The 12,938-nt window shown below is 39.9% G+C and carries 11 protein-coding genes; 9 read left to right on the top strand and 2 right to left on the bottom strand.

From position 1 onward, the window contains the following. The first annotated feature begins 142 nt into the window (after window positions 1-142). Complete coding sequence (locus EXE29_RS14760) at window positions 143-460, top strand: hypothetical protein (RefSeq protein WP_117007866.1); 318 nt, start codon at window positions 143-145, stop codon at window positions 458-460. Between the two features lie 55 nt (window positions 461-515). On the opposite strand, the gene EXE29_RS14755 is transcribed toward EXE29_RS14760, so the two are convergent. After that, window positions 516-2,870 carry a Tex family protein gene (locus tag EXE29_RS14755; protein WP_120364932.1) on the bottom strand — a complete coding sequence of 785 codons (2,355 nt, stop codon included), beginning with the start codon at window positions 2,868-2,870 and terminating at the stop codon, window positions 516-518. Between the two features lie 334 nt (window positions 2,871-3,204). On the opposite strand from EXE29_RS14755, the gene ompR reads away from it, so the two are divergent. From ompR to scpC, 3 genes are all read left to right on the top strand, one after another. Further along, window positions 3,205-3,969, top strand: coding sequence for an osmolarity response regulator transcription factor OmpR (gene ompR, locus EXE29_RS14750; protein ID WP_106985549.1), 765 nt, complete (start codon window positions 3,205-3,207; stop codon window positions 3,967-3,969). Window positions 3,970-4,210: 241 nt separating this feature from the next. Continuing rightward, on the top strand, window positions 4,211-5,671 hold the full coding sequence (locus EXE29_RS14745) for an ATP-binding protein (RefSeq protein ID WP_117007841.1): 1,461 nt from the start codon (window positions 4,211-4,213) through the stop codon (window positions 5,669-5,671). A 206-nt stretch (window positions 5,672-5,877) separates the two neighbouring features. After that, window positions 5,878-7,395, top strand: coding sequence for a succinyl-CoA:acetate CoA-transferase ScpC (gene scpC / locus EXE29_RS14740; protein WP_106985551.1), 1,518 nt, complete (start codon window positions 5,878-5,880; stop codon window positions 7,393-7,395). A gap of 75 nt (window positions 7,396-7,470) precedes the next feature. On the opposite strand, the gene EXE29_RS14735 is transcribed toward scpC, so the two are convergent. Then, a complete protein-coding gene (locus tag EXE29_RS14735) occupies window positions 7,471-7,863 on the bottom strand; it encodes a hypothetical protein (RefSeq protein ID WP_120364933.1) in 393 nt (130 codons plus the stop codon). Window positions 7,864-8,267: 404 nt separating this feature from the next. On the opposite strand from EXE29_RS14735, the gene EXE29_RS14730 reads away from it, so the two are divergent. The 5 genes from EXE29_RS14730 to EXE29_RS14715 all read left to right on the top strand — a co-directional run bounded on the left by EXE29_RS14730 (window position 8,268) and on the right by EXE29_RS14715 (window position 12,913). Continuing rightward, window positions 8,268-8,954 (top strand): DsbA family oxidoreductase, encoded by a 687-nt coding sequence (locus EXE29_RS14730; RefSeq protein ID WP_117007838.1) that lies wholly within the window; start codon window positions 8,268-8,270, stop codon window positions 8,952-8,954. A 552-nt stretch (window positions 8,955-9,506) separates the two neighbouring features. Continuing rightward, window positions 9,507-9,680 carry a hypothetical protein gene (locus EXE29_RS17525; protein WP_165382505.1) on the top strand — a complete coding sequence of 58 codons (174 nt, stop codon included), beginning with the start codon at window positions 9,507-9,509 and terminating at the stop codon, window positions 9,678-9,680. A gap of 351 nt (window positions 9,681-10,031) precedes the next feature. Beyond that, a complete protein-coding gene (locus EXE29_RS14725; RefSeq protein WP_120364934.1) occupies window positions 10,032-10,211 on the top strand; it encodes a hypothetical protein in 180 nt (59 codons plus the stop codon). Between the two features lie 13 nt (window positions 10,212-10,224). Further along, on the top strand, window positions 10,225-11,712 hold the full coding sequence (locus EXE29_RS14720; RefSeq protein ID WP_120364935.1) for a hypothetical protein: 1,488 nt from the start codon (window positions 10,225-10,227) through the stop codon (window positions 11,710-11,712). An 88-nt stretch (window positions 11,713-11,800) separates the two neighbouring features. Then, entirely contained in the window at window positions 11,801-12,913 is a 1,113-nt protein-coding gene (locus EXE29_RS14715) for a hypothetical protein (RefSeq protein ID WP_117007834.1), read from the top strand. Window positions 12,914-12,938: the final 25 nt, after the last annotated feature.

Below are 12,938 nucleotides of genomic sequence, written 5' to 3'. Positions count from 1 at the left end.
AGCTGAAAGTCAGCGTTTAGGCGATGAGTTTTTAGCCCTAATTGAGAGCCAAAATTTTGCCGATGTCTTACAAGACCTGTAGTTTTGGGCATTCTACAAATTATTTGTATAATCCCCCTGATCTATTGATATGTTGAAAATTATGCAGAAGTTTTTATGGGTCCTGCAATATCTGTGTTTAGCCTTTGGCATTTATCTTGTGTACGGCGTTGCGTTGTCGCTATATACACAAGACTTTGATTTAATGGAACTCGTTTCAGATATTGGGACCATTTTAATTTGTATTGATTTGGCCGTGTTCTTATATACCAGCAAATCCAAGAAAGGGATCAGCATGGAAGAATATGCGAAGCAGCTGGAACAACCACCGACTAAGCTGGTGAGCATCACCCGAAAACTCGGACATTTAGGCATCATGCTGATTGTATGTGGTTGGATTGTGCCCATCATCAATGGCTAATTTTTACGATAAAAAAACCTCCCAACTGGGAGGTTTTTTTATTGCGGTGAAAAGATTACTTAGAACCTTTCACACCTGCTTGTAATAACAATGCGCCTAAACCACCAATTTTTTGCTCTTGTGGTTTTTGAGTGTGTGGTTTCTTCGCTTGTGGGCGATCGCCTTGTGGACGTGCATTCTGCGGACGTTTGCCTTGAGGCTTGCGTTCACCACGTGGCTGATCATTATCACGGCGTGGTTGGCGCGGTGCTTTCGCAGGCGCTTCTGAACCTTCTGGACGCATCGATAAATTCACACGGTTACGTTCAACATCCACATTAAGTACACGTACTTGTACAATTTGACCTGGTTTCACCACTTTATGTGGATCTGACACGAAACTATTGGCTAATTCAGAAATATGTACCAAACCATCCTGATGTACGCCCACATCAACAAATGCACCAAAGTTCGTTACATTGGTCACCACACCTTCAAGCTGTAAGCCTTCAGTTAGTTGAGCAACTTCAGTAATGTCATCACGGAATTGCGCTGTACGGAACTCAGGACGCGGGTCACGGCCTGGTTTTTCCAATTCAGCCAACACATCTTTAATCGTTGGTAAACCGAATGTGTCATCTGCAAATTCTTCAGCATTCACTTGGCGAATAATTTCAGTATTGCCAATGATATCTTTTACTGTCGTTGCTTTCGCACCTACAATTTTAGCAACCAATGCATAAGATTCTGGATGAACTGCCGACGCATCTAATGGTTCTGTACCATCTTGAATACGTAAGAAACCTGCTGCTTGTTCAAAAGTACGCTCGCCTAAACGTGGTACTTTCTTCAAGTTTTGACGGTTATCAAAACGGCCGTTTTCTTTACGGAAATCTACAATTTGCTGTGCAATTGATTTATTCAAACCAGCGATATAACCCAAAATTGCAGCAGAGGCAGTATTTACATCTACACCAACAGAGTTCACACAGTCTTCAACCACAGCTTCAAGTGTTTTTGCCAAACCCGTTTGGTTCACGTCATGTTGATATTGACCTACACCAATAGATTTTGGATCAATTTTCACTAGCTCAGCAAGCGGGTCTTGTAAACGACGTGCGATTGAAACCGCACCACGAATAGATACGTCTAATTCTGGTAATTCAGCAGATGCCAATTCTGATGCTGAATATACCGATGCGCCTGCTTCAGATACAGATACACGTGTCAATTTCAGGTCGCTGTTGGCAGCCATCATTTCCGCTACAACCGCTTCTGTTTCACGGCTTGCTGTACCATTGCCAATCGCAATCAGATCAACATTAAACTCACGGCATAAACGTGCAAGTTCAGCAATTGAGCCTGCTTTATCGTCTTTAGGTGCAAATGGGTAAATTGTGCTATGTGCAAGTACATCGCCAGATGCATTCACTACTGCCAATTTAACGCCCGTACGGATGCCAGGGTCCACGCCCAGTGTTGTACGCGCACCTGCAGGAGCAGACAACAACAAGTGACGTAGATTTTCAGCAAATACGTTCATTGCTTCAGCTTCAGCAGCTAAACGCTTTTCAGTCAACAATGAATGTTCGATGGCAGGACGCACCTTGCCTAACCAAAACAATTTTGCTGTTTGCTTTAAATAGTCCTGACGGCTTTGTGGCTGAATCGTCTCTAAATCATATTCAGTTTCGATGCGTGCTAATGGTGCTGTATCTTCACCATCTACCTTTAAGCCCAAGACATTTTCTTGACGGCCACGAAGCATTGCCAGTAAGCGGTGTGATGGAACTTTGTTCAGATTCTCTGAAAAATCAAAATAGTCGCGGAACTTTTTGCCCACTTCTTTTTTCTCATCACTCGCCACAAGGCTTTTCAATACTGCAGTTTTTGCAAATGTATCTTTTAGCGTAGTGGTTAAAGCAATATTTTGTGCCCACTCATCAATTAAAATATGCTGAATCGCATCTAATTGACTTTCAGTGTCTGGATAATCTTCATGACTAAATCCATTAAGCGCCTCTACTGGATCAATTGCATCTGTAAAAATTTTCTCTGCAATTGGACCTAAACCAGCTTCTTTGGCTTTAAAAGATTTACTCGTACGTTTAGGGCGGTACGGCGCATAAATTTCTTCTAATGCATTTTTGGTTTCGGCTGCAATAACGCGTGCCAATAAGTCTTCTGATAATTTGTCTTGTTCTTTCAGTGATTCAATGACTTTTTCACGGCGCTCATATAAATCACGCAAGTACGCGAGACGCGTATCGAGCTGGCGTAACTGCGTATCGTCTAAGCCCTGCGTTACTTCTTTACGGTAACGTGCAATAAATGGAACACTGGCACCTTCGTCGATAAGCTTGATGGCAGCTTCAACTTGATTTGGACGTACGGCAAGTTCTTTTGCCAACTGCTGAACTAAGTCAGTCATCGTGTATGATTCCACAAGGATAAGTACTAAAAGCCATGATTATAAAGACCAAGTGCATAAAATCCACAATTGTTTTTAATAATTTACACAGCGATTTTGCAACCGATTCACTGCAAATTCATAAAATGTGCTTAAAGTCCTCTATAAACATTGTTTTAACAAAGATCGGCTCAACATACTTTTCGCCAATCCCTGTATATATTTAGTATCTATGTCTTGATTTTAACTGCAATATTTGTTGCTTTAGAACATAGTAAATAGATATGAATGAATCGTATACTCAAGGCATACCTACTTTTGTTTACGATGACAATAAAGAATAAAGGAGCACATCATGAGTTTAGTTGTACCTGCTGAAAAAACAGATGCCGTACAAACCGAAACTGACCGCGTTGAACGCATCCTCGTTGTCGATGATGATGTGCGTTTACGTACGCTTTTACAGCGCTTTTTGGAAGATAAAGGCTTTGTTGTAAAAACTGCACACGACGCAACTCAAATGGATCGACTCCTTCAGCGCGAACTGTTCTCCCTCATTGTGCTGGACTTCATGCTACCTGTAGAAGATGGTTTAAGTATTTGCCGTCGTTTACGTCAATCTAGCATCGATACGCCCATTATTATGCTGACTGCACGTGGTAGTGACTCAGATCGTATTGCTGGATTAGAAGCTGGTGCAGATGACTATTTGCCAAAACCATTTAATCCAAATGAGCTTTTAGCCCGTATTCGTGCTGTATTACGTCGCCAAGTACGCGAAGTACCTGGTGCACCAAGCCAGCAAATGGAAGTAGTTTCATTTGGCCCATGGTCACTCGATCTTTCAACACGCACCCTCACCCGTGAAGGACAAGTTGTAACGCTCACCACTGGCGAATTTGCTGTATTAAAAGCTTTGGTACAGCATCCACGTGAACCGCTGACCCGTGACAAATTAATGAATTTAGCACGTGGTCGTGAATGGGGCGCAATGGAACGCTCGATTGATGTTCAGGTATCGCGCCTGCGCCGTTTAGTGGAAGAAAACCCAGCCCGTGCACGCTATATCCAAACGGTTTGGGGCGTAGGTTATGTTTTCGTTCCAGATGGCGCGGAATAAAAAATTGGCATAAGAGTCAAATCACTGGCTCTCATGTCCGGAAATGCCATTCGCTGCTGTTTGAGCCGCTTGAAATTGAATTTATAAAACTAAAGTGCGCGAGTTCAGCGAATGGCAAAAATTTTGGTTACTTTTTTAAAAAGTAACATAACGAACTCCTTCCAAAGAACGTTCCAGCAGTAAGATTCCATCACAAAGAACAAAAACTGCATTTCAAAAAATTTGCTTAAAGGATTTCTGCGTGAAACTCGAACCCATCGACCCACAGGAGTTTACCGACTACGTTACCTACTCCGAAAAAAAACGGACACCTTGGGAACGCTTCCTAGATAAAATCAAACCCCGGTCTGCAGCTATGCGCACCACGGTTTTAGTCTTATTTATCGTATTTTTCAGTTTATTTATGTCGCTGTGGTTCTTTTGGCGCACTTTGTATTTACCAGAAATTCAACAACATGCACGCTATTTGGCTGTTGAGCTAGAAATTATCAACAATCCACAATTACGTATTTTTCACAACAATGCCGAAGTTGATGTGGATAATTGGCTAAAAAATCGAGTCGGGATCGAATACATTACCGATAAAAAAGAATTTCCAAACGTTAAAGATAAAGTCATCGCTGAATTCTTTACCAATCAAATTGAACAAAAATTGGCAAAGGAAATGCGCATTGACAATGCCACGGTTTATTTTCAATTTAAACCAGACCCACGTATATGGATTCAAACCCCAGAAATGAATGGCAATTGGGTGCGTGAGCCACTCAAAACCTACGCCAACTATAGCCCTGAACTTATTTTAGGCTGGCTACTCGGTATTCCACTTATTGCTGCAGTTATTATTTTAACCTTGGTGCGTCAGCTCAACCGTCCGCTTGCACGCTTACAACACGCAGCCAATAGTTATAGTAAAACAGGGAGTGCGCCCTATTTAGAAACCAATCATGGACCACAAGAAATCCGTGAAGTGAACCAAGCATTCAACCACATGATCTATACCTTAGACCAAACAGAACGTGACCGTCGCATTATGTTGGCAGGGATTTCACACGACCTGCGTACACCGCTCACGCGCATTCGGCTCAGTGCAGAAATGATGCCAGATGATGATTTTTTAAAAGAAGGCTTGATTTATGATGTCGAAGATATGGATGCCATTTTAAATCAGTTCATTTCTTATATGCGTGATGGTTCTGATGAAGAACCTCAAGACACCGATATTAATATGTTGCTACAAGAGCTCGTCATCCAGTTTAAGCCACTCGATATTCGTTTCGATGCACAAGACCTTCCCGTTATTCAAGCCCGTAGCCTTTCACTCAAACGCCTCATTGGTAATTTAATCAACAACTCCAAGCGTTATGGTGCTGAACCAATCGAACTTGCAACCAGATATGAAGGTGACCATATCCTGATCAGTGTGGCTGATCATGGCGAAGGAATTCCTGAAGATCAAATTGAAGACCTCATGCAACCCTTTGTACGCGGTAATGATGCCCGCACAATACAAGGTAGTGGATTAGGTTTGGCCATTGTAAAACGAATTGTCGATATTCACTCTGGACAACTTTCAATTCATAATCGGCCCGAAGGCGGACTAGAAGCGATCATTTCCTTACCGCTCAAAAAGCTAGAAAATGATGAAGTTTTAAACATCAGTCCATTGGAAAAAATTAAACAAAGTTTTACTGAACGCTTTTAACAAGCGTTCAAAAATACAACAAACAGTTTTGTATACTACTTAAACAACTGTTTTTTTAGTTTTAAAAATCATAAAGATAAAAACCATAAATAATTCTTATACCCGCATTTTTTCAAAAAATTAGACCTTAGCCTAACAGGTATGCAAAATGGCTTTTTTGATCGGTACAATCCGTATCAGTTTTGAGATTTTAATGAGAGTAAAAGATGTCTTTAGATCGCATCCGTTTAGCGTCACTTCACGATAAAGTCATCAGCGCGGCAAAAGCTGCTGAATTTATTAAAGATGGCATGACTGTAGGTATGAGTGGCTTTACCCGTGCTGGTGAAGCAAAAGCAGTGCCTTTGGCCTTGGTTGAACAAGCGCATGCGAACCCGTTAAAAATTACTTTAATCACGGGTGCATCTCTAGGCAATGACTTAGATAAAAAATTAACAGAAGCAGGCGTACTTGCTCGTCGTTTACCGTTCCAAGTAGACAACACTTTACGTAAAGCAATCAACAAAGGCGAAGTGATGTTCATCGATCAGCATTTGTCTGAAACTGTTGAACAAATGCGTAACCTTCAATTGAAAAAGCCTGATGTTGCTATTATTGAAGCTGTTGCAATCACTGAAGACGGTGGCATCATTCCAACAACGTCTGTAGGTAACTCTGCAAGCTTTGCGATTTTTGCTGAAAAAGTAATTGTCGAAATCAACACCAACTTAAGCCCAGCTTTTGAAGGTTTACACGACATCTACATCCCTACTTACCGCCCAACACGTCAAGCAATTCCATTGACTCATGTTGAAGAGCGTATTGGTACACACGCAATTAATATCGATCCTTCAAAAATCGTAGGTATCGTATTTAACAACGAATTACATGATTCTCCATCAACAGTGACTGCACCAGATGATGAGACTCAAGGTATTGCCAATCACCTGATTGCATTCTTTGAAAAAGAAGTTGCTGCTGAACGCCTACCGAAAAACTTAGGCCCGCTTCAAGCTGGTATTGGTTCAATTGCCAATGCAGTATTGACTGGTCTTAAAGATTCAAACTTCGAAGACCTCATCATGTACTCTGAAGTTCTTCAAGACTGTACATTTGAACTTATCGATGCTGGCAAAATGAAATTTGCTTCAGGTTCGTCAATTACACTTTCTGCAAAATACGGCGAAAAAGTATTTAACAATCTTGAAGCGTACAAAGACAAATTAGTACTTCGTCCACAAGAAATTTCAAACCATCCTGAACTTGTACGTCGTTTAGGCATCATCGGCATTAACACTGCGCTTGAGTTCGACATTTACGGCAACGTAAACTCAACTCACGTATGTGGTAGCAAAATGATGAACGGTATTGGTGGTTCAGGTGACTTTGCGCGTAATGCTCACATTGCTATTTTCGTAACAAAATCAATTGCGAAAGGTGGCGACATTTCATCAGTAGTACCAATGGCATCTCACGTAGACCATACAGGTCATGACGTAGATGTATTGGTAACCGAGCAAGGCCTAGCAGACTTACGTGGTTTAGCACCGCGTGAACGTGCTCGTGCAATTATTGATAACTGTGTACACCCTATGTACCGCGATGCATTGAATGATTACTTTGCACGTGCATGTGCAAAAGGCGGTCAAACACCTCATCTTCTTCGTGAAGCGCTTTCTTGGCACTCTAACTTTGAAGAGCAAGGCCGTATGTTGGTAGATGCAACAGAAGCTAAATCAGCTTAAGCATCTCTAGCATGTAAAAAAGCACCCTCTTCAGGGTGCTTTTTTTATGGATGTGCACTCAGAAAAACTGAAGCATCAATAGAATTTAATTTCACTGGCAAGCTGATTACCTAAGCTCTTCATACCATCAAAATTCATATCACACTCGATGGTTCCAATAGAAACGACATTACGCTGTACTGATAACCAAAGCTCCCCTTTTTCATTGACCTGAAATAACTTACCAAAGGTCGTGGCATCTGCAGTCGCTTGAGCAGATGCTGGGGCAAAAAATTGCTGAATCTGATGGCGAATAACATCTAAGTTCAGACCATAAGGATCTTCAGTCGACATATTGCTCACCCCCTGCCCAATCACCATACTTAAAGCATCATTATCCAATGACATCATTGTAGGTGATGAATATGCCGCAATGGATTCAAAAGACAAACCGACAACCAAACCAATAAAAATAGATCGTTTAATCATAGCGATTCCCTCATATCGTCAAATTAGCGCCCAAAGCTTGATAATTAAGGGCGCTAAGTTTTATCTATTCAGTGCTTAAAAATACGGCACAACATGAAAAAAAATTAATTAGCAAAGCTAAAAAGAAAAATTACCTCTAGGGGATGAGGTTCTTTTCATTTTAATTAGGATTTAATTTTTAGTATAATAATTAACCATTTATCTATAATATTCAGACCAAGTGTTATATTTTTTCTTTTTGTTCTGATTTTTTAATTAAGTTTCTCTATAAATTAAGTGGACATTTCTTATTTTTAAAAACATCCAAAGATGTGCTGTATTTTTTTATTTTCTAGCTCTCAAATACGCTTTAAATTCTCAAGCTCGCCCCAATAATTTATAAAAACGATTGGTTGAGAAAAATTATGCGCGTTGATATTTGGTCAGATGTGGTTTGTCCATTTTGCTACATTGGAAAAAAACGTTTAGAGAGTGCGGCTGAAGAAGCAGGTGTCGAATTAGAAATTCATTGGCACAGTTTCCAACTTGACCCAGAAGCACCAACACGCCAAACAGTTTCCAATTCAGAACGCCTTGCACAAAAATATGGTCGCACAGTCGCTGAAGTTGAAGACATGCAACGCAATATTGCCAGCATGGCTAAAGAAGAAGGTATTGAATTCAATTGGGAAAATGCCAATTCAGGCAATACATTTAATGCCCATCGCCTGATTCATTTAGCGCAAAGCAAAGGTCTGGGTAATGAAGCGAAAGAAGCTTTATTTTATAGCTATATGACCCAAGGTCTTGCCATTGGTGAACGCGAAACCCTTGAAGATGTGGCTGCACGTATTGGCTTAAACCCTGTTGAGGTTGATGATTTACTCGATTCAGATGAATTTGCTGATTTTGTGAAATTTGATGAAGAGGTTGCACGTGAGCAACTCAAAGTTACGGGTGTACCATTCTTTGTATTTGATGAAAGAATTGCTTTAGCAGGTGCACAACCGAAAGAAGTCTTTTTACAAGTGTTAGATAAAGCTACTGCTCCACCTGAAACAAAAAATGCAAATCAATGCAATGACGACCAGTGCGAAACTCCTGAAAACTAAGTTCATTTTCATGTGAACTCAAATTTCAAAAAAAATTCTCTATCCGTAGGGAATTTTTTTTGCTTTTAGCTCCTCAAATTCTGCATTTGTCGCCAATGGTTACATAAGAGACCGCATGATGGCAGACCACCAGCTTAAACCTGTTTCAACGAGCATATTTAACACCAGCACCAAATAATCACCCACCTATTCTGCAACTGAAAATAGCTCAATATAAACATTCAACGAAACTGTTGTTTCGCTACATCATGCATGAGCAAATTCAGTAAAACTCCCTCTCTATAAGATGAAGCTTTTAACTGTAAATGATGTATTTTTCATCAATAAATTAAGCCTTTAGTTATTGGATTTATTCCTAATATCAGAAGTAAAAACTATAGAGTAATAACTCTAACACCATGTTTTATATTGTATATTTATATTACCGTTTATCTTGTATTGCCGAAACGATCATTTTTTAATATACCACTTTTGCTATTATTTTTATGTTTTTAAGATTTACCTTTTCTCCTTACTCAACATCGTTGAGTATTTGATTGTTAGGATATTGTGATGAACGCACTTCAATCTATTTTGGCTGTTTCTGTTTTAGCTCTTTCTTCTGCTGTATCTGCTCAAATCGTATACGTACCTGACTTCCCTGTTAAAAAATCAGTACAAGCTGAAACTGCAACAGAAGTTCAAGCACCTGCAGCTGATACAACAGAGACACAAAAAGCGGCTTAATCTATTTAACTAGATTTTTCCATTAAAAAACCAAGCATCCTTTATGGAGCTTGGTTTTTTTATTGCCTTTATTTTGTGTAAGCATCAATCCAAAATTTTTATTTGTATTTTTAATTGCATTTTTTCCATGCAAAACTACATTTCAATATGACCATATTTGTCATCATAGCATTCGCATCATGATGACAATTTTTTACCCTAAATGACTAAAATTTCACTTTTTTATTAAAAAATGATCAATATTTTTAAAAATTCATGCAAAGAAATGCGGATTGTTGTTCCTGTTTCCATTTACCTCACTCTATAATCAAAACTTCTTTTTTATAAATGTCTTGTCCATCAGGCGGCGTTATGCAAGAACTACAAGCATTGATACAAGGTAAAATTTCTCCCTTTGCTATTAAAATTGATCATTTAATTGAAATGGCAGAAAAATACCCAGAACCCAATTCGTCAGAATATAAATTAGTGGAACTTGCCACCAATATTGTACTGAGCGCTTATTTAGAAAAAACACAAAAATATTTTTAAGGGCATCGAAGGTATGAATGTATTAGAAAAAGCACAGCTCCTTAAAGAACTCCATGATTTACTCAATCATTTAGAGAATCGTAGCCTTAATTTTTTTGAAATTGCCAAATCAAAGAATAGAATTAAGCAAATTTTCAAGCTATGTGATGAACCTATTTTTCATAAGCAACAAGCTGAATTTAAACGCCGCTCAGAGCCTAAGGCTTCTGCCATTGAGTTTGCTCAAAAAAGTGCTTATGCACTGAGTTTTGTCGGCTATTTTGAACAAGAAGATGCCCTATTAGAGCAATTTGGCTCACAACATCAGCTAGGCTGGGGACTTTTACATCATAGCAATGCAAGCTGGAAAGTGATTGTTTACACCCCTCAGCTGACGCAGCCATGGCAAAGCCCGTGGGGAACGCTAGAACAGAGTTTTGCAGTAATGCAGACCCAGCATACCGAACATGGTCTATTGACCGATGAAGCACTATTACATGCACAGCAAATACTGCCATTGGATAGTGTTGTTTCTCATGAGATTGTTATAGAAAACACTTCACCTTATTGTTTTGATGAAGTCATTATCACTGAGACAGATCCCTCGGATAATCATCCCATCAGTGTAAATAGTGACTCCAATACAGCAGAAGCAGAAGAGATTAGCTTATATGCTGATGTACCTACACAAACAGAATTTGGTGTGAACACGCCATTAATCCCCGACCCTATTATCGAGTTTAAGCCAACACCGATCGAAGAACTCACGCCGATGCCAGTGGTGGAGGTATTGCCAAGTCAGGAATTTACTGCACCTGAACAAATCGCTTTATTTAAACTCAAAGCAACAGTACAGGTCATCGCCCCCAAAACGGCCACTGAAGATGTTTTATTACACTTAAACATTGAAAGCATGCCTGAGCTTGATCAGCATGCCACGCTGATCATGCATGCCAATGCCATTGAGACATGGCAAAACATGCCAGCAACCTTGGCTGAACAAATCGATAGTGATAATAAATTTATTAAGTATATTTTGCTATTTGGTGCACATGATCATAGCGCTGCCATGCGCCTATTAAATCAATATTGTCGCCATGCAAACTTGCATATCGCAGCCATTAAAGAATTGAGCCTCAATAGCTTAGGCATGGACTTTACAGATGCCGATTTGCTATTTCGTGCTTATCAGGAACGCGCTCATTTACTGTGGTCAATGGATCATTACTATCCTTATATTCCAGCGCATTTGGTGCATACCCCAAAATTCATTCTATTTGAAGAAGCAGCTGCAACACGTCAAACCCCCATTTTATTGCTCTTAGAACGGAATAAGACCCGAGTGATTCATGGCGAAAATCGAATGGCCTTTGATCATTCAGAATCTGCCTACCCTTACTTGTTGCTCAATCGCCAACAAGACATCACATGGCAACGCATTCACAATATTATTTTGGAGATGCCCCAACCGATTGATGTTTTGACCCTGTATCAAACCCTCAAACAAACTGAGCTGGAATAATTGCTGTCTTTTTGTATATTGCCTTGTTTTAAGTCAGCTTTTTCACCACACTAAAAAGATGATCATTAAGTACAAGGGATAAAGTCGAATGCGAACAATAAAAAAACCTTTTGCTTATAGCCTATTTATTTTTAGTGCGAGTTTAAGCTGTATGTCCAGCTTTGCAGCCGATACAGCAAATCCGCCCACTGAAATGACAGAGACTGATAGCACAGAACAGGGATTGTTATATCAAATACCACGCTTGATTGATGCAACACCAACAGTATTCCCTGAGCAATCTGAAGAGAGTACAGTACCCACCACTTCAGAAACTGAAAATTCGACATGGCCCGATCGACAACAAAAAAACATTCGCGAATGGGCCGATCGTACAGCACATAAAATTGATAATTGGTTTGGCGATACCAACCCTAACCACCCAGCGTCTGCAACACTACGGGTCATCTTAGACAGCACATGGAATAAACATGATGGTTATGAGCTAAGTCCTCGAATTCGAGGGAAAATTAAGCTCCCCACCCTAGAGCAAAAAGTGAGTGTGGTTTTTGGTGATGATAGTCTGGACAATGAATTGGCTAATAATGTGGCGATTACCAATGAAAACCCAGCCAGCCAAAATAATAAAAATATCGACAACAAAAAAACCCGTGAAGATAATGGCTCTATTGCCATACGTTGGTCAGAGTTTTCTAAACACGTCCCTTTTACAACCGACTTTGACCTCGGGATACGTTCTGGAAGTGATATTTATGCCCGCTTGAAGGCATCTAAAGATTGGCAATTAGACAATGATTTTAGCTTTCGTGCAGAGCAAATTTACCGTTATGGTATTGATAGCAAAAACTATCTGCGTACCAATTTAGAGTTTACCCAAAGTAAGCCTCATCATCCTATTTTATCCAATCAATTCAACCTCACGTATGCTGATGCACAAGATGACGACTTAAGCTGGGACAATTTTAGTTTTCGTCAACACCAGTTTTTTAAAGGCAATAGCTTTAGCTACGGGCTTTATACCGGGGGTTACTATAATGACAGCGATTTACGCCTAAATAGCTATGGCCCATTTGTATCATGGCGCCAACCTGTATTACGCGAATGGTTTTTTGTGCAAGGTGATTTAAATTATCTGAATGATCATCGTGCTGATCGTAGCCACTTTCTAGGGGCATTGGTTCGTTTAGAGGCGCTGTTTTAAATCTAGTTTTTTAAATGAATCATGC

Source organism: Acinetobacter sp. WCHAc060006 (assembly GCF_004209135.1).
GTDB classification, from domain to species: domain Bacteria; phylum Pseudomonadota; class Gammaproteobacteria; order Pseudomonadales; family Moraxellaceae; genus Acinetobacter; species Acinetobacter cumulans.
This window is presented reverse-complemented; position numbering and strand designations above follow the sequence as displayed.